This is a genomic window from Mycolicibacterium lutetiense (assembly GCF_017876775.1).
Lineage (GTDB): Bacteria > Actinomycetota > Actinomycetes > Mycobacteriales > Mycobacteriaceae > Mycobacterium > Mycobacterium lutetiense.
Map to the genome: position 1 here is coordinate 266,148 of NZ_JAGIOP010000002.1, position 24,882 is coordinate 291,029.

The 24,882-nt window shown below is 66.7% G+C and carries 25 protein-coding genes; 10 read left to right on the top strand and 15 right to left on the bottom strand.

Annotated elements, in window-relative coordinates; all coding sequences use genetic code 11:
* The first annotated feature begins 117 nt into the window (after positions 1 to 117).
* The gene (locus JOF57_RS10440) at positions 118 to 1,422 is read left to right on the top strand and encodes a DUF7159 family protein (RefSeq protein WP_209916250.1); all 1,305 of its coding nucleotides are present in this window, start codon (positions 118 to 120) and stop codon (positions 1,420 to 1,422) included.
* 177 nt (positions 1,423 to 1,599) lie between these two features.
* Positions 1,600 to 2,379 carry a L,D-transpeptidase gene (locus JOF57_RS10445; protein ID WP_234938093.1) on the top strand — a complete coding sequence of 260 codons (780 nt, stop codon included), beginning with the start codon at positions 1,600 to 1,602 and terminating at the stop codon, positions 2,377 to 2,379.
* Here JOF57_RS10445 and JOF57_RS10450 read toward each other — a convergent pair.
* From JOF57_RS10450 to JOF57_RS10460, 3 genes are read right to left on the bottom strand one after another with little or no spacing between them, the layout of a single operon-like run.
* Complete coding sequence (locus JOF57_RS10450; RefSeq protein ID WP_209916251.1) at positions 2,360 to 3,016, bottom strand: sterol desaturase family protein; 657 nt, start codon at positions 3,014 to 3,016, stop codon at positions 2,360 to 2,362. The two genes, JOF57_RS10445 and JOF57_RS10450, sit on opposite strands and share 20 nt — an antisense overlap.
* Positions 3,013 to 3,735: a FadR/GntR family transcriptional regulator gene (locus tag JOF57_RS10455; RefSeq protein ID WP_209916252.1), complete on the bottom strand. Its 723-nt coding sequence runs from the start codon at positions 3,733 to 3,735 to the stop codon at positions 3,013 to 3,015. Before JOF57_RS10455 ends, JOF57_RS10450 begins: the two co-directional genes overlap by 4 nt.
* 39 nt (positions 3,736 to 3,774) lie before the next feature.
* The gene (locus JOF57_RS10460) at positions 3,775 to 4,524 is read right to left on the bottom strand and encodes a helix-turn-helix transcriptional regulator (protein ID WP_209923227.1); all 750 of its coding nucleotides are present in this window, start codon (positions 4,522 to 4,524) and stop codon (positions 3,775 to 3,777) included.
* 147 nt (positions 4,525 to 4,671) lie between these two features.
* Here JOF57_RS10460 and JOF57_RS10465 point away from each other — a divergent pair, with 147 nt between their 5' ends.
* Entirely contained in the window at positions 4,672 to 4,995 is a 324-nt protein-coding gene (locus JOF57_RS10465; protein WP_209916253.1) for a hypothetical protein, read from the top strand.
* Here JOF57_RS10465 and JOF57_RS10470 read toward each other — a convergent pair.
* A complete protein-coding gene (locus JOF57_RS10470) occupies positions 4,949 to 6,196 on the bottom strand; it encodes a cytochrome P450 (RefSeq protein ID WP_209916254.1) in 1,248 nt (415 codons plus the stop codon). The genes JOF57_RS10465 and JOF57_RS10470 overlap by 47 nt on opposite strands.
* A 253-nt stretch (positions 6,197 to 6,449) precedes the next feature.
* On the opposite strand from JOF57_RS10470, the gene JOF57_RS31210 reads away from it, so the two are divergent.
* A complete protein-coding gene (locus tag JOF57_RS31210) occupies positions 6,450 to 6,935 on the top strand; it encodes a hypothetical protein (protein ID WP_307869993.1) in 486 nt (161 codons plus the stop codon).
* Positions 6,936 to 6,965: 30 nt separating this feature from the next.
* Here the strand turns inward: JOF57_RS31210 and JOF57_RS10480 are convergent, their stop codons facing one another.
* The 4 genes from JOF57_RS10480 to JOF57_RS10495 form a co-directional block, all read right to left on the bottom strand.
* Positions 6,966 to 9,200: a molybdopterin-dependent oxidoreductase gene (locus JOF57_RS10480; protein ID WP_209916256.1), complete on the bottom strand. Its 2,235-nt coding sequence runs from the start codon at positions 9,198 to 9,200 to the stop codon at positions 6,966 to 6,968.
* On the bottom strand, positions 9,197 to 9,766 hold the full coding sequence (locus JOF57_RS10485) for a TetR/AcrR family transcriptional regulator (protein ID WP_209916257.1): 570 nt from the start codon (positions 9,764 to 9,766) through the stop codon (positions 9,197 to 9,199). The genes JOF57_RS10480 and JOF57_RS10485 overlap by 4 nt, the downstream gene beginning before the upstream one ends.
* A gap of 332 nt (positions 9,767 to 10,098) precedes the next feature.
* The gene (locus JOF57_RS10490; protein WP_209916258.1) at positions 10,099 to 11,229 is read right to left on the bottom strand and encodes a nitronate monooxygenase; all 1,131 of its coding nucleotides are present in this window, start codon (positions 11,227 to 11,229) and stop codon (positions 10,099 to 10,101) included.
* Between the two features lie 121 nt (positions 11,230 to 11,350).
* Positions 11,351 to 11,716 carry a VOC family protein gene (locus JOF57_RS10495; protein WP_209916259.1) on the bottom strand — a complete coding sequence of 122 codons (366 nt, stop codon included), beginning with the start codon at positions 11,714 to 11,716 and terminating at the stop codon, positions 11,351 to 11,353.
* Positions 11,717 to 11,772: 56 nt separating this feature from the next.
* Here JOF57_RS10495 and JOF57_RS10500 point away from each other — a divergent pair, with 56 nt between their 5' ends.
* On the top strand, positions 11,773 to 12,537 hold the full coding sequence (locus tag JOF57_RS10500) for an HAD family hydrolase (RefSeq protein WP_209916260.1): 765 nt from the start codon (positions 11,773 to 11,775) through the stop codon (positions 12,535 to 12,537).
* Here JOF57_RS10500 and JOF57_RS10505 read toward each other — a convergent pair.
* On the bottom strand, positions 12,534 to 13,610 hold the full coding sequence (locus JOF57_RS10505; protein WP_209916261.1) for an NAD(P)H-dependent amine dehydrogenase family protein: 1,077 nt from the start codon (positions 13,608 to 13,610) through the stop codon (positions 12,534 to 12,536). The two genes, JOF57_RS10500 and JOF57_RS10505, sit on opposite strands and share 4 nt — an antisense overlap.
* Positions 13,611 to 13,712: 102 nt before the next feature.
* Between JOF57_RS10505 and JOF57_RS10510 the strand changes: the two genes are divergently transcribed.
* The 5 genes from JOF57_RS10510 to JOF57_RS10530 all read left to right on the top strand — a co-directional run bounded on the left by JOF57_RS10510 (position 13,713) and on the right by JOF57_RS10530 (position 20,191).
* Positions 13,713 to 14,450 carry a glucose 1-dehydrogenase gene (locus tag JOF57_RS10510; RefSeq protein ID WP_209916262.1) on the top strand — a complete coding sequence of 246 codons (738 nt, stop codon included), beginning with the start codon at positions 13,713 to 13,715 and terminating at the stop codon, positions 14,448 to 14,450.
* A 173-nt stretch (positions 14,451 to 14,623) separates the two neighbouring features.
* Complete coding sequence (locus JOF57_RS10515) at positions 14,624 to 17,350, top strand: glycoside hydrolase family 2 protein (RefSeq protein WP_209923228.1); 2,727 nt, start codon at positions 14,624 to 14,626, stop codon at positions 17,348 to 17,350.
* 9 nt (positions 17,351 to 17,359) lie between these two features.
* Positions 17,360 to 17,584, top strand: coding sequence for a hypothetical protein (locus JOF57_RS10520; RefSeq protein WP_209916263.1), 225 nt, complete (start codon positions 17,360 to 17,362; stop codon positions 17,582 to 17,584).
* Between the two features lie 112 nt (positions 17,585 to 17,696).
* Positions 17,697 to 18,884: an enhanced intracellular survival protein Eis gene (locus tag JOF57_RS10525; protein WP_209923230.1), complete on the top strand. Its 1,188-nt coding sequence runs from the start codon at positions 17,697 to 17,699 to the stop codon at positions 18,882 to 18,884.
* Between the two features lie 35 nt (positions 18,885 to 18,919).
* On the top strand, positions 18,920 to 20,191 hold the full coding sequence (locus JOF57_RS10530; RefSeq protein WP_209916265.1) for a competence/damage-inducible protein A: 1,272 nt from the start codon (positions 18,920 to 18,922) through the stop codon (positions 20,189 to 20,191).
* A 15-nt stretch (positions 20,192 to 20,206) separates the two neighbouring features.
* Here the strand turns inward: JOF57_RS10530 and JOF57_RS10535 are convergent, their stop codons facing one another.
* The 6 genes from JOF57_RS10535 to yaaA all read right to left on the bottom strand — a co-directional run bounded on the left by JOF57_RS10535 (position 20,207) and on the right by yaaA (position 24,856).
* On the bottom strand, positions 20,207 to 20,854 hold the full coding sequence (locus JOF57_RS10535) for an MBL fold metallo-hydrolase (RefSeq protein WP_209916267.1): 648 nt from the start codon (positions 20,852 to 20,854) through the stop codon (positions 20,207 to 20,209).
* A 49-nt stretch (positions 20,855 to 20,903) separates the two neighbouring features.
* Entirely contained in the window at positions 20,904 to 21,818 is a 915-nt protein-coding gene (locus JOF57_RS10540; protein WP_209916269.1) for an alpha/beta fold hydrolase, read from the bottom strand.
* Positions 21,819 to 21,848: 30 nt separating this feature from the next.
* Entirely contained in the window at positions 21,849 to 22,751 is a 903-nt protein-coding gene (locus JOF57_RS10545; RefSeq protein ID WP_209923232.1) for a fructose bisphosphate aldolase, read from the bottom strand.
* A gap of 153 nt (positions 22,752 to 22,904) precedes the next feature.
* Positions 22,905 to 23,126 carry a hypothetical protein gene (locus tag JOF57_RS10550; RefSeq protein WP_209916270.1) on the bottom strand — a complete coding sequence of 74 codons (222 nt, stop codon included), beginning with the start codon at positions 23,124 to 23,126 and terminating at the stop codon, positions 22,905 to 22,907.
* A gap of 43 nt (positions 23,127 to 23,169) precedes the next feature.
* Positions 23,170 to 23,694, bottom strand: a complete 525-nt coding sequence (locus tag JOF57_RS10555) for a hypothetical protein (protein WP_209916272.1) — start codon at positions 23,692 to 23,694, stop codon at positions 23,170 to 23,172.
* 415 nt (positions 23,695 to 24,109) lie between these two features.
* A complete protein-coding gene (gene yaaA / locus JOF57_RS10560; protein ID WP_209916274.1) occupies positions 24,110 to 24,856 on the bottom strand; it encodes a peroxide stress protein YaaA in 747 nt (248 codons plus the stop codon).
* Positions 24,857 to 24,882: the final 26 nt, after the last annotated feature.

A 24,882-nucleotide genomic window follows, 5' to 3' on the forward strand; every position in this document is an offset into this window, starting at 1 on the left:
CACAGCACATTTCGGCGGAGATGCTGAACGGCGACCGACGGTGCGGGGGGTGGGCACGAAGCTGCCACCGGGTAATGTCACTGTGAAACGTTTGGACGACGGCCACGCTTTTCGGGGGTGTATGTGGACGCGGTGCTCGGTGTTTCGTTGACACCGTCCACCGTCGGTCTGGTCCTGGTAGAGGGCTGCGAGGCTGACGGAGCGACCGTCGACCATGACGCCCTCGACATCCGTGGCCTGGCGCCCGCGCGAACCGATGACATCTGCGCCGATGTCGTGAAGGCGGCTCGGCGCGTCGAAAGGGTTGCGGCAGAACGCGGTCTGCGATTGACCGCGATCGGTGTCACCTGGAGTTCCGGGGCGGCTGCCGAGGGTGCGGCGTTGTTGAGGAAGTTCGCCGACGCCGGGTTCGCCGATGTGGTTCCGGTGCGGCTGCCCCAGGCGACCGATGCTTTGGCGCGGCGTGTCGCCGGCATCGTCGGATTCGACACCACCAGCGTGTGCGTCCTGGAACCCGATGTCGTGCAGGCGATGACGGTGGGCGGGAACAATCCGGTACAGACCGCGGTCAGCCGTGGCATCGAAACCGTGGCCGGCCTGACCACCTGGTTGGCCGACATTCTCGGCGCGGCCGATCCGCGGCCCGATGCTCTGGTGGTCGTCGGGTCCGCGGTGGACCTGGACTCCGTGCTGCCGAAGCTGCAGCAGGCCCTCCGGGTGCCGGTGTTCACACCTGCCGAACCCGGTTTGCCGTTGGCCAGGGGTGCCGCGTTGGCCTCGGTGCGCCGCGACCGGTCGACCTTCGATGACGACGGTGTGGCACCATCCGGGTGGCGGTGGCCCGCACGGCAATTGACGCCGCTGGCGATATTGGTCGGTGGCGTGCTGGCGTTTGCGGTCTCGCTCTCGCTGGCGATCGGCCAGCAGCTGATACCCGGTTCGGAGCCGACACCCCACAAGAGCACACGCCCAGTGGTGAGTACGTCGGGTGATTCGGCTGCCGTGCCACAGACTTCCGCGGTCATGTCTGCGGTGCCGACCGCCTCGATATCCGAAGCGCCATCGGTACTCGAGCCCGTGGTGCAGGATGCTCAGCCCGAGTACGTCATCGATGAATCCACGATGGTCCCACCGGAGACCACGGCATGGCCCGACGAACTGATGGCACCAGAACTGCAGCCGGAAGCGCCTGTGGACCCTGCGATGCCACCCCCCGAGTCGGGACAGCAGCCCTTACCTGCGGGTGAGGCGCCGCCTGACCCGCAGGCCGAGACGGTGGTCCCGCCGGCACCGCCACCCCCGACGCCCGAGTTGCCTCCGGTTCCGGAGGCGCCGCCTCCCACCGTGGAGCCTGCCGTTCCGGCACCGGAGGCAGTAGTGCCCGTGCCCGAGCCAGCCCTGTCGGAGCCGGTCGCGCCCTGACCGCTGCGACGTTGCTGGAGACCCCCGCAATGTCGCCGATGCCTGCGGTGAAACGTTCTGGGTCGCTGGGCCGATGAGTTCACCATGGGCAACCTTTCGCGCCACCGCCGACCTCGAATTGCCGCTCCCACGCTGCGCCTGAGAGGTGCAGTGCCGGCGCTCACCTACACTGGTGGAATGCTGAATGCCCCATCGTCGTCATTCGGAACCGTTCGAGTGTCGGTCCGGAAAGTGTTTGCGGCGATTGGTGTCGCCACCCTGGCAGCCGCGAGCACGGTCAACGTGGCATCTGCCGCAGTGAGCACGCCTGCACCCGGTGCGGCCATCGAGCCCGCAGCGGGTTCGACCGTCGGTGTCGCCATGCCGCTGACGGTGACGTTCGACAACCCGGTGACCGACCGGGATGCGGCGCAGAGCAGTCTGAAGATCAGCTCGCCCGACACCCCGACCGGCACCTTCAGTTGGCTCAGCGACGATGTGATGCAGTGGAAGCCCGATCAGCTGTGGCCGGCTCATTCGAAGATCTCGGTCACCGCCGGCGGCGCGAAGACCAGCTTCGAGACCGGGGCCCAGGTGCTCGGTGTGGCTGACATCAGTGCCCACACGTTCACGGTCAGCATCGATGGTGCGGTGGCCCGCACCATGCCCGCATCAATGGGCAAGCCCAAGTATTCGACCCCCATCGGTACGTTCACTGCACTGTCGAAAGAACCTGTCGTGGTGATGGATTCGCGGACCATCGGGATTCCGCTGAGCGATCCCGAGGGGTACAAGCTCACCGTCTACGATGCGGTCCGGGTGACCTGGGGTGGCGTCTACGTGCACGGCGCACCGTGGTCGGTGGGATCGCAGGGTTATTCCAACGTCAGCCACGGGTGTATCAATCTGAGCCCCGACAACGCCGACTGGTACTTCAACACGGTGAACCTCGGCGATCCTATTGTCGTGCAGTCGTAGTCGCGTGCAGGTTCTTCGACGTCGGTGAGGTGGGCACCTCCGCCGGGTCGGGATAGGTCCGCAGTATCCGGTCCGCGGTTCCGGCGGTGGTGACGGTAAACCAGTAGTGCTCGTTCTTGTAGTGGTGTTGCCGATGGTTACGCCAAACCGCGCGGTAGGCACTGCCTTTCGGCGTGTAGTCGGTGTGGATCAGGTAGTGGCACCACTCGTAGCACAGCCCCAGCACGCTCACCACCGACAGGAATGTCAGCCCGAGGCCGGTCCGCGGAAAGGCCAGGAATGCCACCGTCATTGCGACGGGCAGAATCCACAGCAGGGCGCGCCACGGTATGAAGATCAGCGGGATATCGCGCGGGTCGATGTGGTGTAGCCGGTGGTCGCGGGCCAGCAGCGAATCCAGTGTGATCCGACCGAACCGCCGCGGCCGCCAGTGCAGTACGAAAACGTGGACGATCCATTCGAAGAGCGGGAACACCGCAAGCATCACCACGGGCACAAGCGCGTCGGTGAGTTGCCAGTCCCCGACGGCGCAGCGCGCGACGACGCTGGCGACCAGCGCGGCGCCGATCATCCAGGGGGAGGGGTGGCTGACGAATTCGCGCGCCGCGTCGCCCAGCGTGAAAGCCTTGCGCGTCATCGGGATTCCTCCAGTGCCTTGAGTGCGCCCAGGAGCGCGTTGGTGGCGGGCTTCAGTAGGTCCTGAGCCGCCCGGTGCGCGGCCGCCGGGTCGCCGGCTTCGATGGCCGCGACGATCTGCCGGTAGGCATCGGGGCGGCCGACCTCCGCGGCCATCATGGTGGCCAGCGCCGGGAGGGCGGGCTCGTAGGTCTGCCGAAGGGTGTTGTACATCAACCGGAATGCGATCGAATCCGCGCCGTCGACCACGAGGTCCCAGAAGCTGAGTGCCTGGCGCTGTCTTTCCACCGGATCCGGTTCGGCCGCCAGGGCGTCGACCGTGTGGGTCAGTTGTGCGACCACGCCGGACGGCGCCCGCTCGGCGGCCAACTCGGCGACCTTGGGCCCGTTGTGCAGGCGGGTTTCCAGGATGCTGCGCACCACGCTGACGTCGAGTTCGCCCGCGCGCAGCAGCAGCCGTGGCAGGAGGTCCAGGCCGGCGTGCCTGCGGAAGTCTCGCACCGTGGTCGAGTCGCCCTGCCGAACCTCGACCAAGCCGGCTTCGGTGAGCCGCTTGATGGCCTCGCGTACGGCCGGGCGGGACACCCCGAGTACCTCGGCGAGGCGCCGTTCGCTGGGCAGCGGTTCGCCAGGCCGCATCTGCCCGCTGAGTACCTCGGCGACGATCTGCTCGAAAACATCCTCGGGCACGGATCGGCGGTTTACCGGTTGTAACGCCATAGCGACATGCTGCCCGGCGACCGGTCAGAGGTCAAGTGGTCAGACCACTGAATGTGACCGAAGTGCATCTGCGGTCTCGGCGTCGGCCGGCAGAAACGCCTCGATGCTCAGTTCCGCTGCGGTCAGATCCAGCGCGGTCCCGAAGGTGGTGACGGTGCTGAGGAAGGTCAGCACGGTGCCGTCGGATGCGGTCATTTCCAGTGGGACCACCACGCCGCCGAGATCGCGGACCGGCTCCATCCCTCCCGGATAGGACTCGATCTCGGCGAGGAGGCCGGCCAGCTCGGCCGATCCGCTCACGGTGACCTCGCGACGCAACCGGCTGATCAGGTGATGGCGCCATTCGGCCAGGTTCCGGATCCGAGGGGCCATTCCTTCGGGGTGCAGGGTGATGCGCAGCGCGTTGGGTCGGGCCAGCAGGTGCGGTGCGACACCGTCGAGCATCACCGCGGTACCGGCATTGGCCTGCAACAGATTCCACGTGCGATCGACTACCACGCAGGGAAACGGGTTGTAGGCATCCAGCACTCGGGTTACCCCGTCGCGCACGGCAGTCATCTCGGGATCCTCCAGTGTCCGCTCGGCGTAAACCGGTGCCAGCCCCGCGGCCAGGAGCAGTTGGTTCTGGTCCCGCAGCGGTACCTCCAGTGCCTCGGCGAGGCGCAGCACCATGGCCCGGCTCGGCACCGAGCGACCGGTCTCGATGAAGCTGAGGTGACGCGCCGAAACCTCGGCCTCGATGGCCAGGTCCAACTGACTGATGCGGCGGCGCAATCGCCAGTCGCGCATGAGCGATCCGATAGGTGTCTGGGTTGCCGCGCTCGTCACCACCCGAGTCTCGCTCACACCGGGGGGCGATAACCACTACCTGAGGGGTAATTGCCCTGATTACCCGGTCCGCGAGATGGTGGTCTCGTCCCCATGAAGGAGGCAGCAATGAGCGAAAAAACCCCGTCGTGCCAATCGATTCCGCGTTGGCTGCACGCCATCATGGCGGCCGACCGGGCCGGGTCGGCCGCCTACATCGGAGCCGGGTTCTTCTTCGCACCGGTGCTCGCAGTGGTATCGCCGTGGCCCGCGCTGACAACGGCGCTCTGGATTGCGATCGCGCTCGCGGGCCTGTGGCTCGGGCTGCTCGGCATCGCGATGGCAACCGGTCTGGCGATCGTGCTGCGGTCGAATACCGAAATCCCGGAGGACTACTGGCGGTCGATCATCGACTATCCGACGAGCCGCGGTAATCCACCTGCCAATGTTTGATGCCGTTGAGCCAACCCGACCGGAGCCGTTCGGGCGCCGCCAGCGGCGTCAGGTCGGGCATCCCGTCGGCGATCGCGTTGAAGATCAGGTCGATCGTCATCCTGGCCAGGTTGGCGCCGATACAGTAATGCGCCCCCGTGCCGCCGAATCCCACGTGCGGGTTCGGGTCACGCAGGATATCGAAAGAATAGGGGTGTTCGAAAACATCCTCGTCGAAGTTCGCCGAGCGGTAGAACATCACCACCCGTTGCCCCTTCTTGATCGGCACTCCGGCCAGTTCGGTGTCCTCCAGCGCGGTGCGCTGGAATGAGGTGACGGGGGTGGCCCACCGGACGATCTCGTCGGCGGCGGTGGCCGGGCGCTCGCGTTTGAACAACTCCCACTGCTCGGGGTGGTCGGCGAAGGCCATCATGCCCTGGGTGATCGAGTTCCGGGTCGTCTCGTTCCCGGCCACCGCGAGCAGGATGACGAAGAAGCCGAACTCGTCGTCGGAGAGCTTGTGCCCTTCGACGTCGGCCTCCAGGAGCTTGGTGACGAGGTCGTCGCCAGGGTTCTTCGTCCGCTCGGCCGCCATCTGCATGCCGTACATGATCACCTCGACCGAGGCGCTGATCGGGTCGTTGGAGTCGAATTCCGGGTCCTGGTCGCCGACCATCTGATTGGACCAGTCGAACAACTTCTTGCGGTCCTCCTGCGGCACGCCCATGAGGCCCGCGATCGCCTGGAGTGGCAGTTCGCACGCGACCTGCTCGACGAAGTCCCCCGAACCCTCGGCCGCGGCGGCCGCGACGATGGCCCGGGCCCGTTCGGCCAGGTCGGCGCGCAGGCGTTCGATGGCCCGGGGAGTGAAGGCCCGGGAGATGATCTTGCGCAGGTGGGTGTGGTGTGGGGCGTCCATGTTCAGCATGACGAACTTGCCCTGGTCGATCTGCTGCGCGACGGTGCCTTCGCGATACCGCGGAAGCGCGGTCTTCTCCTGGCTGGAGAAGACGTCACTGCGCAGCGACACCTCCTTGACGTCCTTGTGTTTGGTGACGACCCAGAACCCGCCGTCGTCGAAACCGCCTTCACCGATCGGCTGCTCGTTCCACCAGATCGGGGCCAGCTTGCGCATCTCGGCGAGTTCCTCGATGGGCAGTCGTTCGGCGTAGATGTCGGGATCGGTGAAGTCGAATCCTGGCGGAAGATTCAAAGTCGGCATGGCGGTGGGCGCTCCTCGCGACGACGTTGTGTAGTGACCTAGAGCCATTGCTACACCACAGGTGGGGCGTGTCGATGCGGGTTCCGGAAACTCCCACCTCGTTGGTATTGGAACGTGTTCCGTTCCTTGGGCTGTAACGGTTCGGCGAGCGCGACGATTCACTCAGCGTTACCATTCGTCCCTGGAGTAACAGCGAGAGGTCAATGCGATGAGAGTCGACATCCGAAAATGTGCGTCCGTGTTGGTGTGCGGCGTGGCCGGCCCTGTCGTCGCGCTGTCGGTCGCCGCGAGCGCGCTTGCGGAGCCCGCCACACCGGGGGGGCCGTCCAGCCCCGAACCGGCGCCTGCACCGGCAACTGCACCAGCCGTTCAGGCGGCAGCCGGCGATCCGGGCGCAGCGCAGCTGACGCCCACCGGGGGCACCCCGCATCTGCCAAGCCCGGACGCCCTCCCGCCGGGAGCGACGATGGATCCCACCGGGCAGGGCAATGAAACCCCTAACCGGAGCTATCTCAAGGATCTGTGGCATGCCGTACAGAGCCAGGAGATCAGCGGCAAAGAGGCACTGATACTCGGGATCGCGCAACGCGGGATGAACACGCCGGTTCCCGGCCAGGCGCCCGGTCCGAACGTACCGATCTCGCCGAGTGCGCCGGAAGCGCCAGTGCCACCGGCACCGCCGATGCCCGCCGCCCCGGAGCTTCCGCCGCCACCGCCTGCACCGTCGCCCGCGCCCTGAGGGACGGGCTCACCGATCAGGCCGGCCGGCTTACCGCCGAATCCGATCGACCCGGGCGGGCACATGCTTGTGCCACGGTGTGCCCGCATACTCGTCGCGCCACTGCGACGAGGTGAGCTCATTGGGGGCGACGCCGGGCGCAACCGACCGCCCCTGGCCGTCGGTGTGGTCGAGGCCGAACCCATTGGGCAGTGAGACGTGCCCTGGCAGCATGGCGTCGCTGATCTCCACCGTCACCTCCGCGTTTCCCGCCGCGGTGGTGAGCCTGGCCCGGTCTCCGTCGACTAGGCCGACGGCTTCGGCATCATCGACGCTGATCCGCAGGGCTCCCTCGGTGTCGCGCTTGCGCCACGTGGGATCGCGGAAGATGTCGTTGGCGGTGTAGGCCCGGCGTTCACCGGCCGAGAGCACCATCGGGAACTCCGCGGTGGTCAGCGCCGACGGTCTGGCCGGCAACGTTTGGAGAGCGTCGAGCATCTCGGGCATGTTCAGGGCGATCTTGTGATCCGAATGGCTGATCAGGGCGAAATCGTCCGGATATTCGTGCGCGGTGAACGTCAGCCCGGACCGGCCGGCCAGGACGGCCTCGAACAGTGCGTTGCCGTCGGCGTGGCCCGCGCGACGCACCGCGTCGGGATAGGTCATCGCCGCCTTCTGCGCCAGCCCCCACAGGGCCGCGGCGCCGGCCAGGCCGTCGGGAAGCACTGGTCCGAGCGTCTCGTAGAGCACATACGGCAGCACCCGGCCCAGCCCGGGGTTGGCACCCACCGCGCCGAGAAACGCTGCGGCGTAGGCGTCCAGTCCCTCCCGGGCCGCTCGGCGCAACGGATCCAACTCGGCATCGTCGACCGCACCGAGGGCGCGGACCAGGCGGGCCCAGATCTCCGGTTCGGGAAGGGATCCGGGCAACGGCTCGAACAACGGGTGACGCAAGTGGAAGTTGTTGTGTGGGAACTCCAGGTTGAAGAACGTCGCCTCGGGCTTCTCGAACTGATTGGCGGCGGGCAGCACATAGTGGGCCAGTCGGGCCGTCTCGGTCATCGCGACGTCGATGACCACCAGGAGCTCCAGAGATTCGAGCGCGGCCCGCACCGCCGCTGAATCGGCGATCGAGTGAGCCGGGTTGCTGCTCTCGACGATCATGGCGCGGAACCGGTCGGGATGGTCGGTGAGGATTTCCTGCGGCACCGCATTCGATGGGACCAGGCCGGCGATGACCGGCGAGCCGGTGACGGGGCTACGGCCGACCCCGCCCGAACCGAACAGCGGGGCGAACGACGAATGCAGATGCTGCCCACCGCGTTTGGCAAAGTTTCCGGTGAGGATCCACAGCATCTTGTTGAGGTAGGAACACAGCGTGCTGTTGGGGGCCTGCTGAATGCCGAGGTCCTCGAACACCGCCACGCTGTCGGCTGCGGCGATGCGGCGCACCGCGGCGCGCAACAGGGTTTCTTCGACACCGCACCGCGCGGCGTAGTCGCCGACCAGCACCTGCCGGAGCACGTCGCGGACGGGTTCGACACCGTTGACGTGGGTGGCCAGAAATTCTTCGTCGCACAGGTCTTCCTGTACCAGCACAGCGGCCATCGCGGCCAGGCACCAGGCATCGGTGCCTGGTCGTACGCGTAGGTGGAAATCAGCGAGCTTGGCGGTGTCGGTGACCACCGGGTCGATGACGACCATCGCGCGGTCGGGATCCTTGGCGATCTCGTTGAGCACCACCCGGGCCCGCGGGAAACTCTGCGACATCCAGGGGTTCTTGCCCACGAACACCGAGACCTCGGCGTGCTCGAACTCGCCGCGGGTATGCCCGCCGTAGAGGTGGGCGTCGACCCACGCCTCGCCGGTCTTCTCCTGGGCCAGGGCATTTGACCGGTACCTCGATCCGATCGCCTTGAGGAACGCGCCGCTGTACGCGCCACCCAGGTGGTTGCCCTGCCCGCCGCCACCGTAGTAGAAGATCTTGTCCCCGCCGTGGGCGTCCCTGACCGCCAGGAACCGTGCAGCGATCTCGGAAATGGCGGTGTCCCAGTCGATCTCCTCGTAGCTGCCGTCAGATCTGCGGCGCAGTGGCGAGGTCAGCCGGTTGGTGCTGCTCTGGTAGTGGTCCAGCCTCAGCGCCTTGTTGCAGGTGTAGCCCGCCGACGCCGGATGATCCTTGTCGCCGCGGATTTTCGTGATGGCCCGGCCTTCGGTCTGCACCACGATGCCGCAGTTGCACTCGCACAGGATGCATGCGGTGGGTTGCCATTGATCGACGGTCATGACGACGTTCCTTCCGGGAGGAGTGCGCGAAGTTGGCGGTGGACGAGGTCGAGCGGTGTGACGTCGCGGGTTGCCCGTGCCACCACGACCGCACCCTCGATCGCGGTCAGGATCAGCATCGCGAGTTCCTCGGCGCGCTCGGCGGACACCCCGTCGCTCTGTAGTCGGCGGGTGATCTGCCCCGTCCAGCGGGTGAACGCCACCCCGGCACGGTCGAGGGGAGTGGACTCGAAGGACCCGGGTTCGCCGGCCTCGACGGCAACCGCGACGATCGGGCATCCGGCCCGGAAGTCGGTGGCGGTCAATTGTTGACGAAATCCGGCGATCGTCGCGTCGAGCAGCGTTGCGGTGCTGTCCGTCTTGTCGATCCGTGCTGCGATGTGATCGCTCGCGTAATCGATTGCCTCACAAAGGAGTTGGGTGCGACCGCCGGGGAAGTAGTGGTACGCCGACCCGCGGGGGGCGCCACTGTGAGCCAATACATCGGCGATGGCGGTCGGGTGCGCGCCGCGCTCCCGGATCAGCACTGCGGCCGAAGCCACCATGCGTTCTCGAGGACTGGTCACGAACGAACCCCTTCGTCGGCTATGTATGCAACCATACATAATCGGCGGACAAGGGTCTATGCCCGGCGCGACGGCTCGAAGGCCTCGGTTCTAGTGGGCGGTCACCACAGCAGGAGGAAAGCGGACATGCCGGCCAGGCACAGCAGATGATCGCGACAGATCGAGCGCCAGGTGTGATTGTTCGGCCGGGCTGCCCGCCCGGTAGTAACCGGCGATGGACGCCAGCACGGGTTCCGGCAATTCGGCCGACCTGCGATGGGGCAGGACCTGAACATCGAAGATCAGGTCCATCCACGCCGACGGCGATCAGGAACCCGTGCCGGCGGCCTCGATCACACGCCGGCGGCCTCGTTCAGAGCGTTGAGGTTGCCCGTCGCCTCCAGGTACTCCTGTACCCAGCGTTCGATCACGGCGGAGGTCTTCTCGACCTTCTGGAACTGGCCGACGACCTGACCCACCGGGTTGAACGCGACGTCGACACTCTCGTTGGGGTACTTGTGCGTCGCCGCGACGGCCATCCCGGACACCATGTACTGCAACGGCATGCCGAGCGGCTTCGGGTTGTCCGGGTTCTCCCAGGCCTCGGTCCAGTCGTTGCGGAGCATGCGGGCCGGCTTGCCGGTGAACGAGCGGCTGCGGACGGTGTCCTTGCTGGTCGCCTTGGCGTAGGCGGCGTGCTGCTGCTCGGTGTGCTCGGACTCCTCGACCATGACCCACTGGGAGCCGGTCCAGGCGCCCTGCGCGCCGAGTGCCAGGGCGGCGGCGATCTGCTGGCCGCTGCCGATACCGCCGGCGGCCAGGACCGGAACCGGGGCCACCTCCTTGACCACCTGGGGCCACAGCACGATCGAACCGATCTCGCCGCTGTGCCCGCCGGCCTCGCCGCCCTGGGCGATGATGATGTCGACGCCTGCGTCGGCGTGCTTGCGGGCCTGCGACGGCGAACCGCACAGCGCGGCCACCTTGCGTCCCTCGGCGTGGATGCGGTCGATCATGTCTTTCGGCGGGGTGCCCAGCGCGTTGGCGATCAGCGTCATCTTGGGGTGCTTCAGCGCGATCTCGACCTGAGGTGTCGCGGTGGCCTCGGTCCAGCCCAGCAGCTGGAGGGCGTCGTCATCGCTGTGGTCGACCGGCACGCCATGGTCGGCGAGGATCTTCTTGGCGAAATCCAGATGCTCCTGGGGCACCAGGGACTGCAGCATGCCCTTGAGGTCGTCGGCGGACATGTCGGTGTCCATGCCTTCGTACTTGTTCGGGATGACGATGTCGACACCGTACGGGTGGTCGCCGATGTGCTCGTCGATCCAGTTCAATTCGATCTCGAGCTGTTCGGGGGTGAATCCGACGGCGCCCAGCACGCCGAAACCGCCGGCCTTGCTGACGGCGACAACGACGTCGCGACAGTGGGTAAATGCGAAGATCGGGACGTCGATCCCGAGCTCGTCGCAGAGTGCGGTGTGCATTCGGAGCTCCTTGTGATGGCGGTGCGGTGTGAGAGTCCTCGACCGGAACGGCCCGCGTGGAAGTGGAACGTGTTCTAGTTTAGTACCACCCCGGCCTCATTTGGGGTGCAACCCGGGAGTTTCATCCGAGTTCGGCGACGAATGAAACTTCATTTCCGTCGGGATCGGCAACGTCGATGACGGCCACCATGTCCGCGATGACCAGCGGTTCTCCAATGGCCACCCCGTCCTCGCGCAGCCGGGCGGCGGTGCGCTCCAGATCGTCGACCCCGAATCGGACGGCGCCGCGTCCCGCCCCGGCCGGATCGGTGACGACCTGTAGCCAAGCGGTCGCAGTCAACTGCCATTCCGCGACCCCTGGAACGGGTTGCAGGTCGGGTTCTCGGCCGAGGAGACGGGCGTACCAGGCCCTCGCCTCCTCGAATCGACCGGTGGCGATGACGGCCGCGACGTCGTTGATCGCGATGGGTTGCACCGTGACAGGCATCCACCATTTGTAGTCGCGACTGGCCGATTGTCGTGGCGGCTTGGTGTACTAGGTCCATGGCCCGCACGTTGTCGCCACCCGAGTCACTCGAGGAAATCGGGGACGGTCCAGGTGGCGCGCGGGTGGGAGCCTTCTTCGATCTGGACGGCACCCTGGTGGAGGGGTACACCGCCACGGCGCACGCCGGTCATCGCATCCGCCGGCGACAGGCAGCTGCCGGCGAGATCCTGGGAATCGTCGAGGCCGCGGTGCGGTACCGGATCGGCCGGATTCCGTTCGATCGACTGTTGGTCCGAGCGGCCGGATACCTACGGGGTGAATCGCTGCTCGAGCTCGACGAGCTGGGGGAGTACCTGTTCGAGAGCCGCATCAACCAGCGGGTCTACCCGCACATGCGCGAGGTGGTGCGTCGTCACCAGGACCGCGGCCACACCGTCGTGATGAGTTCCTCGGCCCTGACCATCCACGCCGAGCCCGTTGCCCGTCACCTCGGGATCAGCCACGTGCTGTGCAATCGCTTCCTGACCGATGGCCAGGGGCGGCTGACCGGGGGAATCGTCGAACCCATCATCTGGGGTGCGAGCAAAGCCGCTGCGGTGCAGCATTTCTGCCACGACGCACAGGTCGACCTCGCCCACAGCTATTTCTATGCCGACGGCTACGAGGACGATGCGTTGATGCGATTGGTGGGCCGGCCCCGGCCGGTCAACCCGCGGCCGCGCCTGGCCGCAGTGGCCACCGACCAGGGTTGGCCGGTGCTGACCGTGCCGCGACCCGACGGCCGGCGCCGGGGCGATCGTCGGTTGCGACCCGGTGCCTAGTTCAGCCTGTGCAGACCCTTGCCGGTGACGAGGGGAAGGTCGAGGGTGGTGCGGATGCCCGGCTCGGCGCTCACCACATCCGGGATGGCGTTGACGATGCGTCCCGCCGCGGCCACGATCGCGGCGTGGTTGTGGTCGCCTCGATCGCTGGTCGGGCAGATGTCCACGACATACGACGGCTCGCCGGTGATCTCGACGCGGTAGGAGCCGCCGGGCTGGGCCGGTTGCGCCCAGTCCGGTCGCAGGTCAGCACGCACCCGGGTGACGTGTTCGACGACGATCACCGGCTTACCGCCGACCATGCCGTTGATCTGGAAGCGCATCGCCGCCACCGTGCCCTTGGCGATGACGCCGGTCGCGACCTCGATGTCCTCGGGCGCGGGCTCCAACTCGTAGTGCTCGGTGATGTCTTCGACCTCGACGCCCAGTCCGGCGGCGAGCATCCGGATCGCGGTCCCCCAAGCAGCGCTGAGGATCCCGGGGAGAAACAACATTCCGGGCTGGTCGATCGGATTGCCGAATCCCATGACGATCGACATCACCTCGGTGCCGTCATAGGTGGCGTAGTCGGCGATCTCCATGGTCTTGATCTGATCGATGCGCTGACATGTACCGGCGACCGCGAACGGCACCAGGTCGGTGGCGAACCCGGGGTCGACACCGGTGATGAACACGCTTGAATTACCCGCCTGAGCAGCTTCTTCGACCCGTGCGATGGCCTTCTCCGGCATGGCGCCCCAGGGGAATTGCAAGCCGCCCGGGGCTGAGCCGACCACGTTGATCCCGGCGGCCAGTGCGGCCATCACATCGCGGGTGGCTTCCACGGGGCGGGTGTCACCCATCGCGCAGTACACCAGGCAGTCCGGTTCGGCGGCGATCGCGGCATCGATGCCCAGCGTGGCGGTGACCCCGGTGACGCCGCCCAGCCCAGCCAGTTCGCCGGCGTCCAGGCCGACCTTCGCCTCGGTCGAGGTGCCCACCGCGACGAGTTCGAACCGGGGGTCGTCGATGAGCTGGATCAGGGCCAACCGGCCGCAGTTTCCGGTGCCGACGATCGCCACGCGAATGGCCATACAGGTCTCCTCAAGCTGTTCGGTCTAATTGCAGTATGCCGATCCGGCGTCAAAATTGGAACAGGTTCTAATTTGTGGCTGCAGGCGGTAGCCTCACCCGTCATGGGACGGGTTGAAGGAAAAGTGGCACTCATCAGTGGCGGGGCGCGGGGGATGGGCGCCGAGCACGCCCGGGCGCTGGTCGCTGAAGGCGCCAAGGTCGTGATCGGGGACATCCTCGACGACGAGGGCAAGGCGTTGGCGGCCGAACTCGGCGATTCGGCGCGCTACGTCCATCTCGACGTCACCGACGCCGACCAGTGGGACGCTGCCGTCGCAACGGCGACCGAGGAGTTCGGCTCGCTCAACGTGCTGGTGAACAACGCCGGAATCGTCGCGATCGGCCAGATCGGCAAATTCGATATGGCCCAGTGGCAGAAGGTGATCGACGTCAACCTGACCGGGACTTTCCTGGGCATGCAGGCGTGTGTCAAGGCGATGAAAGCCGCGGGCGGCGGATCGATCATCAACGTCTCCTCCATCGAGGGACTGCGCGGTGCCGCCATGGTGCACCCGTACGTCGCCTCCAAGTGGGCCGTGCGCGGCCTGACCAAGTCCGCGGCGCTGGAACTGGGGCCCAAGCAGATCCGGGTCAACTCGATCCACCCCGGATTCATCCGGACCCCGATGACCGAGCATTTCCCCGAGGACATGCTGACCATTCCGCTGGGCCGATCCGGGCAACCCGAGGAGGTCTCCACCTTCGTGGTGTTCCTGGCCAGCGATGAATCCCGCTACGCCACCGGCGCCGAGTTCGTCATGGACGGTGGCCTCGTCAACGACGTCCCGCACAAGCTCTGAGGGTGCACCGGCCGCACGGGGCGGCACTCACCACGGCAGAATGATCGGGCACGGCATCGACTCACCGACCCGGTGCCGCACCGGTCATTGAGGAGCTGCCCATTTCCGCCCGGAATCGCCGCGCCGGTCTGAGTCTGGCGGGTTTCGTTGTCGTCGCACTGCTCGTGTTGTCGCTGTGCGCGGCTGATTTCCCGCCGTTCGCCAAGCCGGAGCCGCCGTCGGGGCGGGTGGAGCTGGCCCAGGGCTGGCAGCTGGCCTCGGCGCGCACCGTGACCGCCGACGGTGCGGCGCTGTCCACGCCGGGCGAGGTGAACGCCGACTGGCACCCCGTCAAGCGCATGCCGTCCACGGTCTTGGCGGCACTGCAGGACGACGGCACCTACCCCGACCTGTACTTCGGGGACAACCTCACCGAGGTGCCCGACGATCTGTACCGCCAGGACTGGTGGTACCGCACGACGTTCGCCGCGCCGCAGGGAAGCTCGAGCTACCGGCTGGAGTTCCCCGGCATCAACTACCGCGCCGAGGTCTGGCTCAACGGCAAGCTGATCGCGGGTAACTCGCTGCTGGTGGGCATGCATACGGCCCACGAGATCGACGCGACTCCGTGGATCAACCCCGGCGGGACCAACACGTTGGCCGTCAGGGTGACACCCGAGCAGGCGTTGCAGGACATCGACGGGGTCGAGCTGGCCGACAGCTGGTGGGACTGGCTCAACTGGAACCACATCGGCTACCAGGGGCCGGACAAGAACCCGCTGCGCGGCAATTCCTATGTGGCCGACCGCAATGCGGGCATCTTCAAACCTGTCTATCTGAGCTATTCGGGCCAGGTCGTGCTCAGTGACCCGCTGGTCACCACCGAGCTGCCGTTGCCCGCCACAGACAGCGCCCGGCTCACGGTCTACGCCGATATCCGCAACACGGCCGATGTGGCGATGCGTGGCGTGGTGCGGGCCCGGATCAGCCGGCCCGGAAAGCCGACCATCTCGGTGGATCAACCGGTCAGCCTGGCGCCGGGGGAGAAGCGTGAAATCCGTTTCGACCCGGACGCTTTCGCAGCGCTGCGGGTGAGCGACCCGGACCTGTGGTGGCCCTACACCATGGGCAGGCCCGACCTCTACGACCTGCGGCTGGAGTTTGTGCGGTACGGCCGGGCAGCCGACACCGTGGATTCACGTTTCGGCATCCGGACGGTGGCTCAGCACCGGGACAACGACGAGCAGTTTCCCGATCTCGGTCGCGGCGGCAGCTTCTACCTGACCGTCAACGGGCGGGATTTTCTGGTCCGGGGTGCGGCGTACACGCCGGATCTGCTGTTCGCCTTCGACCCGCAGCGTGAGGACGCCATCCTGGGATACGTCCGGGACCTGGGGCTGAACATGCTGCGCCTGGAGGGAAAGTTCCCGGGCGACAACATCATCGAGCGGGCCGACGAATTGGGCATTCCGCTGATGTACGGGTGGATGTGCTGCAACCAGTGGGAGAAGTGGTGGCAGTGGGACGACGAGGATCGGCGGGTGGCCGACGAGAGCATGCGCTCCCAGATCCTGTCCCTGCGCGGGCACGCGGCGGCGTTCCTGTGGGCCAACGGCAGCGACGGCAAGCCTCCGGCGCCGGTGCTCGACGGCTACCGCCGCATCCTGGATGAGTTGCGCTGGCCCAACACCGTCGTCGACACGGTGTCGTCCATGGCCCGCGGCGCCGACGGCGAGCCCGACTGGGATGGCATCCACATGGCCGGCCCGTACACCTGGCGCCCGCCGAGCTACTGGTTCGACGGCCGTTATCAGGCCACTCGCGGCTCCAACGCCGAACAGGGCGACAACGAACACATCCCACCGTTCGCCAGCCTGCAGAAGTTCATCCCGCCGGACAAACTGTGGCCGATCAACGAGGCATGGTATTTCCACGCCGGGGCCAACCCCAGCAACGCCGCTCTGGAGAGCATCCGTACCGCGGTGGTCCAGCGCTACGGATCATCGAGCGGCGCAGAGGAATTCGCCCGCAAGGCCCAGCTCGCCCACTACGAGTCGACGCGCGCACAGTTCGAGGCGTTCGCAGCCGGCGGGTGGGACAACCACAAGATGACCATCTACTGGATGCTGAACAATCACTGGCCGTCGTTCTTCGGCCACCTTTTCGACTACTACCTGCGGCCCGGCGGCGCGTACTTCGGGGCCAAGAAGGGGCTGCGTCCGCTGTCGGTGGTCTTCGATTCCTATGCCACCGGCGACCACGACACCGCCAGCGTCAAAGTGGTCAATCAGTCACCGCAGGAGCGGACGGGCCTTCGGGTGCGGGTCCGCACCTACGATCTGACCGGCCGGCTGCGCGATGACCGAGGTTCCGAGTTGCCGGCCGTGCCGTCGAACGGTGTGGTGCCGGGGTTGACGCTGCCCCGGTTGGCCCTCGACTCACCGGTGGTGTTCGTCCGCTGCGAACTGCTCGACGAGTCCGGCGCTGTCGTCGCCGACAATACGTATTGGCAGTCGCAGAAACTCGATGATGTCGGGCCGCCGGTCAATGACCAGGCATTCGACCTGGTGCAGAGTAGCTGGGCCGACATGACCCCGCTCAACGCCATGGCGCAGGCGCCGTTGGAGGTGACCGCGCATCGGACGGACTCGGCCGACGGCGGCGCGAGCGTCCGGATCCGATTGCACAATCCGGGACGTCGGATCGCGTTCTTCGAGCGGGCCGAGATCACCACGACCCGCGATGGTGAGGAGATCCTGCCGATCGAGTATTCCGACAACTACGTCACGGTGTACCCCGGGGAGACGGCGGAGATCACCGGCGCGGTGACCGGATCGGAGCACGGACCCAACTGGGTCCGGGTCGGCGGTTACAACAGCCCACCGACGGTGGTACCGATCGACCAGCGGGCACGACGATAGGATCGACAGATGACCACAACCGATGAGCGCCATGAGGTCGGCCAGCTGGCCGAGAGCGTCGGATGGCTGCACCGTGACCTCGAGCGGGTGGACGTCTACCAACGTGGGGCGAACCGGATCAGGGTCGTGTGGCAGGGCCCGAGCGTGATCAGCGGGGCAACGCTGTACGTGGACGACATGATGACCACCTACACCCGGGAACTGGCGACACTGAACAACTGGCTCAAGCGCTGATTTGCCCGGCCGGCCCGCTCGGCCGGCCGGAATAATCTGTGGCCCCGTCGGTGGCGGTGTGGCACTGTCGGATTCTGTGACCGACACCGTCGCTTCTTCGGCAACAACCCCCATGCTGCACAGCGTCACCGACGCCGACTGGTCGGGAATGGCGCTGCTGGGCAATACCGCGTTCGGGGAGGTCAACCACCCCGATTCGATGTCGGCGTGGCGGCAGATGGTGTCCGCCGACGGCGGCGTGGTGATGCGTGACGGCGACAACGGAGACATCGTCGGCCAGTCGATCTATCTCGATCACACACTCACCGTTTCCGGTGGCGCGGTGCTGCCCGCTGCGGGTCTGAGCTACGTGGCCGTCGCACCCACTCATCGGCGCCGCGGGATCTTGCGATCGATGTACACCGAGTTGCACCGACGGATCGCCGAGGCGGGATATCCGATCGCCGCGCTCACCGCGAGCGAAGGCGGGATCTACGGCCGATTCGGCTACGGTCCGGCCACCACCGTGCAGCTGTTGACCATTGACCGCAGGTTCGCCGAGTTCCACGCCTCCGTGCCCGACCCCGGCGGTGTCCGCCTGGTCACACCTGCCGAGCACCGCGATACCTTCGCCGCGATCTACGACCGCTGGCGACAGCAGACGCCGGGCGGGCTGGTGTGCCCGACGCCCTTGTGGGACGACCTGCTCGCCGACCGGGAGAACACTCGCGAGGGCGGATCAGAACTGTTCGCGTTCCTGCATCCGGACGGCTATGCGATGTACCGCGTACACGGTGACGAATCCCGGTCGATTCGGGTCCGATCGGTCACCGCCGTGACCACCGACGCCTACATCGCCCTGTGGCGGGCCCTGTTGGGCATGGACCTGATGGACAAGGTGAGCATCTGGACGCCACCCGGCGACGTGGTGCCCTACCTGCTGACCAATCCACGGCTGGCCCGGGTGACCTCGAGCAGCGATGACCTGTGGATCAGGATCATGAACATTCCGGTCGCTCTCGAAGCCCGGCGGTATCAGGCCGACCTCGACGCGGTACTTGAGGTCTCCGACGGTTTCCGCGGTGATGGCGGACGATTTGCCCTGCAGATTCGCGACGGCCACGCGCGGTGTGCGCCCACCGACGCGCCGGCCGATATCGAGCTCAGCCTCGACGTGCTCGGGAGCCTGTACCTCGGCGGCCACCGCCCCGAGGCCTTCGCTACAGCAAACCGATTGCGCAGCAAGGATTCAGCCGTGGTGCACCGTCTCGGGGCGGCCTTCGCCAGTGCGGTTCCGGCGGCCCTCGGGTACAGCTTCTGAGCCGGGGCGAGGGGCCGCTGCGTAGTGTTCATCTGGTGAGCGCACGCGCAGGCATCGTCGTTACCGGAACCGAAGTACTCACCGGCAGGGTTCAGGACCGCAACGGTCCGTGGCTGGCCGACCAGCTGCTCGAGCTCGGTGTCGAACTCGCACACATCACCATCTGCGGCGACCGCCCCCGCGACATCGCGGCCCAACTACGGTTCCTGGCCGACGAGGGCGTGGACCTGATCGTGACGAGCGGCGGGCTCGGGCCGACGGCCGACGACCTCACCGTGGCGACGGTCGCCGAGTTCTGCGGGCGTGAACTAGTCCTCGACGAGGCGATGGAGGAGCGGATCGCCGCGATCCTGCGGAAGATGATCGGCGACCGGCCCGGCGTGGATTTCGACGCGGTACGTGCGGCCAACCGCAAGCAGGCGATGGTGCCGGTTGGTGCCGAGGTCCTCGCGCCCGTCGGTACCGCCCCCGGTGTCGTTGTCGGCAGCGGCGGCCCTACCGTTGTGGTGCTGCCCGGACCGCCACGCGAGTTGCAACCGATGTGGCAGACCGCGGTCGCGACCGCGGCTGTGCAACAGGCTATTTCAGGCCGAACGAAGTACCAGCAGGAAATGGTGCGGATGTTCGGCCTCGCCGAATCCGGTCTGGCCGAGACGTTGCGCGAGGCCGAGGGTGCCATCGCCGGTTTCGACGCACTGGAGATCACCACGTGCCTGCGCCGTGGCGAACTCGAGATCGTCACCCGATATGAGCCCGACGCCGCCCGTGCCTACCAGGATCTCCTGACGCTGCTGCGCGACCGGCATGGTGCCGCGCTGTACTCCGAGGACGGCACGACCGTGGACGAGCAGGTGGCCGGGTTGCTCGCCGGACACCGGATCGCCACGGCGGAGTCCTGCACCGCCGGGCTCCTGGCCGCCCGGTTGGCCGATATCCCCGGCTGCTCCGACTACTTTGCCGGAGGGGTTGTCAGCTACTCGAACGAGGCCAAGGCCGAACTGCTGAACGTGGATCCGGTTCTGATCGCCGAATGCGGTGCGGTGTCCGAACCGGTGGTCGAATCCATGGTCAATGGGGCGCTGTACCACTTCGGTGCCGATACCGCGGTCGCGATCAGCGGGATCGCCGGGCCGGACGGCGGCACCCCGGAAAAGCCGGTCGGCACCGTATGTTTCGCGGTCCGGGCCGGATCGGTGGCCATCACCCGGACGCTCCGGCTCCCGGGTGACCGATCCGATATCCGGGAGCGGGCCACCACCGTCGCGATGCACCTGCTGCGCCGGGCCCTCATCGGGATCGGCGACTGACCCGCTACTCGAACGTCAACGGGTCACCGGTATCGAGCGCCGCGCCTCGTCGATGCATGCGGACCAGTCGGTCCCGTGGAGGTCCGTGACCGAGCGTGCCCCGAAGGCGCTGGAGATCACGACATCGGGTTGCAGGCTCGCCAACAGGTTCAGGCTGTCGGCCATGGCTTCGGCATCACCGTAACCCGGGACCACAAACGTCGACCACCGTCCGTCGGCAGCGACGAACATGGTGTCCCCGGTGAACAGATAGCGGCCCTCGGCGCCTCGCACGAGGTAGCAGGTGCTGCCCGGTGTGTGCCCTGGGGTGGGGATCACCTCGACGCCACGATCATCGACGTGCCGGGAAGACAGCGGTACGTCGATAGGGTGGTGCTGCCCGATCGTCTCGCGCTCGGCTGCGGGCGCGTGTAACCGGGATTCGAACCGCTCGGCGATGCGGGCCAGCATCGGTCCGGCCTCGTCCTGATGTGACAAGTAGTGATCGTCGACTCCGCCGAGTGAATCCAACGTGGCGAAGTCGGCATCACCGGCGGGGCAGTAGAACAGTGCGTTGGGCCCGTCCGGCGTCCACAGGTAGGCGTGCGTGGTCAAGCCGGGAAACGGTGTGTCGGTGCGCGTTTCCCAGAGGTCGGACCGAATCCGGGTCATCGGGGGTGTCATGACGACAGCCTCGACCCTCAACAATGGTTGAGGTCAACCCTCGATGGACTCAATCAGTTTTCGCCTCGTCCCACACCGAGATCATCGTGCCCATGATCTCCTCGGCACAGCCCAGTCCACCGAGGTGGCTCTCGTAGGGCAGCTCGGTCATCACCGCATCGGGAAGCCGTGAGACCACATGCTGGCCGTGCGCAAACGGAACGATGTGGTCATGGTCGCCGTGCCACCAGCGCACCGGAACCTTGACCTCGTCGAGCCGGAAGCCCCAGTCACGCTCGAACACCACGATGTCGTAGAACGGGGCGGCCAGCTGCTTGCGGCTGCCGTTGAGCAGATCGTCGAGGAACATCGCCTTGAACTCGGGCCGGCCGAGCATGCGCCGATCGCCCTCGGGGGAGATCCGCGCATAGATCTCCAGGGCCGGGGAGGCGACCGGGCGGATCAACCGGATCAGTCCGGACGCGGCCAATCGGATCGGCGCACCGGCGACCTCCAGGATCGGTGCGACCGCCGCACCGAGCTGCATCAGCGGACTGCTGATCCCGTCGGGGCCGACCATCGGAGCCACGCCGCCGAGCACCCCGGCCGCCACCACCCGGTCGGGCATGGCGGCCGCGGTGGCCAGCGTGTAGGGACCGCCGCCGGACAACCCGATGACGGACATCTTGTCGATGCCCAGGGTGTCGGCGATGGTGCGCAGATCGTCACCGAAATCCAGCACCCGGTCGTACTGGTGCGGGGTGGACGAACCGATGCCCGGCCGGTCCACCCCGATCAACCGGATGTGATTCCGCTCGGCGTAGATCCGGGCCTCGGTCGGGATCTGCCTGCGGGCGCCCGGGGTGCCGTGCAGCCAGAAGACCGCACGGCCCTGCGGGTCACCGAATTCGGCGAAGCCGAGTTGACGGCCGTCGCCGACGGCGACGTTGCCCTCCAGCTTGGGGCGATCGATCGGGATGACCATCTTCGTGTGCCTCGCCTCGCCGGAGTTCGGTTACTCTGCGCCGGACGCGACAGAGGCTTCAAAGATGGACTGGATGGACTTGTCCAACGTGGCGTTGAACTCGTCGTCGCTCTGCTGGGCCGACAGACCCTCGGTGAGCGCCCGACTGAAGCTGGCGATCACGCCGGTGTTTTCGGCGAGCATCTTGTTGGCGTCATCGCGCGAGTAGCCGCCGGACAGCGCCACGACCCGCATCACCTTCGGATGATCGACCAGCGACTGGTAGTGGTTGGCGACCGTCGGCAGCGTCAGCTTGAGCATGACCTTCTGGTCGGCGGGCAACGCGTCGAGGTTCTTGGTGATCTCGTCGCGGAGCAGGTCCTCGGCCGCGGCCTTGTCGGAGATCGAGATGGTGACCTCGGGCTCGATGATCGGGATCAGGCCGTGCGAGAGTACCTGCTTGGCCACGTCGAACTGCTGGGCCACCACGGCGGCGATGCCGTCGGCGTTCGCCGCGCCGATCACCGAGCGCTCCTTGGTGCCGAAGATGCCGTTCTTCGCGGCACGGGCCAGCAGCTCGTCCAGGCCGGGCATCGGCTTCATCACCTGCACACCGTCGGCGACCTCGGCCAGACCCTTGTCGATCTTGAGCAGCGGCACCACGCCCTTGTCCTCCCAGAGGTAGGTCGCGGTGGGCTTGCCGTCGATGGAGCGGTCCATGGTCTGTTCGAACAGGATTGCGGCCAGCACCCGGTCACCGTTGAACACCGGGGAGGTGATGATGCGTGAGCGCATCTGGTGGATCAGGTCGAACATGTCCTCTTCGGAGGAGTAGGCGCTCTCTTCGACACCGTAGAGACGGAGGGCCTTGGGGGTCGACCCACCACTCTGGTCGAGCGCGGCGATGAAGCCCTTACCCGTGGTCATCTTGTCGGCCTGCTGCTGGTTCACCATGAGGTTGTCTACTCCTTTGAAGACGGCATCGGCGATGTTGTTGTTCGGTAGGGGCGCCGGTTCGGTCACCGCCGGTGGCGCACCGTTCGCCTCAGAGGATATGCGGCTACATCATGGCGGCAACTGCCACCCGTCGGGCCGGCCCGGATCGCCTTACCCCAGCAGATTGCCGAGAGTGTCCGACGGTTGGCTGCGGCGGGTCAACTCCAGTGCGATGAGCACATCGGCCGCGGTGACGATCAGACCCGCGAAGTACATCCATTTGAGAGTCGGATCGGGCTGCGAGGCAAAGTAAACAGCCAGGAAGATCGGTCCGACGATACCGACCACGAACACCATGGCCTGGATGTAGAGATAGCGCCAGAATGTGGACATCGATCTCCCGCCGCCTGGCCGATGAACGGCCAGCCTAGCGCGGTCATCTCGGTGCCAGCACGACCGGCGCGGAAAGAATCTCGCGGTACTCGACCATCGGTTCCCGTTTGAGGACCGCACTTCCCGCGGTGACGAGCAACTCGGTCGGTGAGACCGCGTAGTTCACCTGGTAGTTGCGGGCGACGAACCTGCGGCCGGGCGTGACGTCGGCTGATGCCGCGAGGGCGGCATGGTCGGAGAGCCGCACACCGTGATATTCCAGCCGGCCGGTGCGGTCCAGGCAGATCACGACCAGTGAGCCTTCGGTGCGGCCGATCGCCCTGGCGGTCTGGGTATCGCGGCAGCGTGCCTGGGTGTCGACGAAGCCGGATCCGTCGGATGCGAACGCGGCGACCATCGGAGCGGCACCGCGCTCGGTGAAGACCGGTAATTGCGGGTGGTTCGGTTTCACCTCATACGTTCTGGCACCGACGGCGTAGACCGAGTCCCTGGCGGAAAGCTTGGAAGCCAACGTAGTGATGATGACGAATGCGGTGAGCATGGAGCTGACCACCGCTGCAGCCGCCATCCCGATCCCGACGGGCAGCCACTGCCGTTGCGGCGCCTTCCGGTGCCGTCCATGACGAACCGGCTGATACGAGGGATGCGGTGTGGAAACTGGGCGGGTGACCAAGCTTGCTCCCGGAGGATGGCGGTGTGATGGGCGTGGCACAGGCGACGGGCGCTGACGCGAGCTCATATTGTGCACGACGAGACCCGCCGCTGTGGCGACACCCGGGAATTCGCCGAAATCCGGTCGCTTTGTGGGCCGTTCGCGCTGCGGTGGCACTGCCGCACCGAAAGTTGCTCGGCAACAGTGCGATTCGAACTCGTATTCTCGCGAAGCGTTAGCCCGCCGCAGGCAGAAGCGATTTGGATCGCCAACTTGGGCTGCAGCCGGCAAAACTATTTCAGTCACCTGCCCGGCGAAGGCACTTCAGCCGTCAGGCCGGCACCACGACGGTGAGTTCGTTGTCATCGCGCTCCAACTTCATTCCGGCTCGGCGGGCCACCGCCGCGACAGCGGCGGCGCTGTCGGGTTCGCTTCGGGAACTGACCAGGGCGCGGGCCAGGTGGCCCTTGTGTGCCTTGTTGAAGTGGCTCACCACGGTGCGTTGCCCGTCGGCGCGTTCGGCCAGCACCTGTACCCGCACCGCACCGGGGATCCGGCCGAGACCCGCGTAGGAGCCGGATCGCAGATCGACGATCAGCTCGTGAGCGGAAAGGTCGGCCAGCACCGGTTCCAACCGTGGGCGCCAGCGGGTGGCCAGCCCAGGTTGTCCGGGCAGTTTGGAAGAGGCCGACAACCGGTACGCGGGCACTGGATCATCGGCGCGGAGCAGACCGAACAGTGCGGATCCGACGGCCAGACGGCTGCGGGCCCGCACGGCCGCCGCGCCGCGCAGCGATCCGACGTCGAGGGCGTCATAGAGCACCCCGGTATATCGCTCGATGGCCGGCATCGTGGGTGCCTGTCGTAGTGCAGCGTTGCGTTCGATCTCGGCATCCTGGCCGGCGGAAATGGCCAGCGCCTTCCGGCAGGCCGGCGGGTCGGCGGCAAGTGTGACCAGCTCGTCGATCAGTGACTGGCGGAGCGGGGTGAGTTCGGGCGAGCTCAGAATGTCCAAACGCACCGGCGGGCCGTCCCCGCCGGTGCGTTTGGTCTCCGATGGTGGCAGGAGCACGATCACATCCAGACGCTATCCGAATGTTCGCG